This window comes from Acinetobacter sp. YH16042, from assembly GCF_013417245.1.
Classification (GTDB): domain Bacteria; phylum Pseudomonadota; class Gammaproteobacteria; order Pseudomonadales; family Moraxellaceae; genus Acinetobacter; species Acinetobacter amyesii.
The window spans coordinates 1-1,478 of the sequence record NZ_VPEJ01000114.1; the positions used below are offsets into that span (position 1 = coordinate 1).

A 1,478-nucleotide genomic window follows, 5' to 3' on the forward strand; every position below is an offset into this window, starting at 1 on the left:
TTATACAACCTTATAAATCTTCTTCCGAATTTTATTAACGCCTGAGATAAATATCTTGGGCGTTTTTTTATGCTTTATTTTACAGAGCGAGTGTCTACGAGCGAACTGACACAACAAGAATTACAAAATATTCCTTTCTTTGATTACAGCTTTCATCTGAACCAAGATCGGGAGTTTTTCGGCTATGCCGACAAGAAAATATTTGCTTATTTTTTGAATAGATGTAATATTGTTGCCATAGGTAACAGGAATTTAAGAATGACCAGAAAACGCATTGCTTTGAGTGTTCCTCCTGAGATGGAAGAAGTTTTAGATAAGATTTCTGACTTAACAGGACAACCTAAGACAAAGATTATTTTAGAGATGTTAGAACAATATGTTCCAGTGCTTGAGCAAACTATAGAAGCCTTAGAGCAGATTAGAGATAACAAAGAAAATGCCTTGAGCATTGTTCAAAAATTTGCAGGTGATCTTTTGCTTGATGGTAACCAAAAGCTAGGACAGATTGCTACTGAGGTTAAGAACCTCAAATAACAGAAAAGCCCTGAGAACGGCAATTCTCAAGGCTTTGGAATCCTGTAGTTGTACGGCAACATTTTAGGAGCTACCTAAATGAATAGGAGCAATACTATTGTACGGTAACAAAAATGAAAGTCAAAGAGTAGAAGCGGGAGTGAGAGGCGGAGGGACGACAACGATTGCGACCGCTGATACACTGCCGACTTGTAGACTTGTGACAGACGGTAAAAAAACATGGGCTGTCGATGAAAATGGGAAGCCCCTTGGTAATACTACGGATAACTCCGCCATCCGCACACAGCAAGGCTTTCAGGCAATCAAAGAACGGTTTAAATTACTAGATTCAGCTCGAAAAATACTTAATGGGGAACGTACCCAACACTGTTTCTATAATCGTGTAGATAAAAATGATGGTGTAGGGGTCACATTTAATAAATTTCGTAATAAAGCCAATTATACGAACGTCATGCGCTGTGCAAATGCATGGGGCTGTCCTGTTTGTGCTGCAATTATTTCCGAACACCGTAAATGTGAAGTCAAAGATGCTATGGATTGGTGGCAGAAACAAGGCGGATCTGTATTACTTCTTACCCTTACTGTTCCTCATTATTCAGATACTGACATCAAACAACTAAAAAAAGACCTGAAAAAAGCATACTCAAAATTCTTTAAGGGTGTCCGTGCATCTAAAGATATGTTTGAGCGTTGGCAAATAAAACACTATATCTCATGCTTTGAAATTACCCACGGTGCAAATGGATTCCATCCCCATTATCACGTTTTATTATTTGTTCCTTACTCTTTAGGCAAAGAATCATTACCAGGTATTAAGCAGGATATGTACAACATCTGGAAAGATTGCTGTGAGAAATCAGGATTAGATACTCCAAGTGAAAAACACGGATTAGATTTACAAGGCGGAAATGAAGCAGGTAGTTATGTTGCAAAATGGGGCTTAG

General features: G+C 38.4%; 2 protein-coding genes. Both read left to right on the forward strand.

What is annotated here, in order from left to right:
- Nucleotides 1-69 precede the first annotated feature (69 nt).
- A complete protein-coding gene (locus tag FTV37_RS18060) occupies nucleotides 70-534 on the forward strand; it encodes a hypothetical protein (protein WP_257222737.1) in 465 nt (154 codons plus the stop codon).
- A 97-nt stretch (nucleotides 535-631) separates the two neighbouring features.
- On the forward strand, nucleotides 632-1,478 hold an 847-nt coding region (locus FTV37_RS17395; protein ID WP_257224373.1), incomplete at its 3' end, for a protein rep.

Bases quoted from the DNA above. Each gene is read 5' to 3' on its own strand.
- FTV37_RS18060 (WP_257222737.1), top strand. From the start codon at position 70: ATGCTTTATTTTACAGAGCGAGTGTCTACGAGCGAACTGACACAACAA.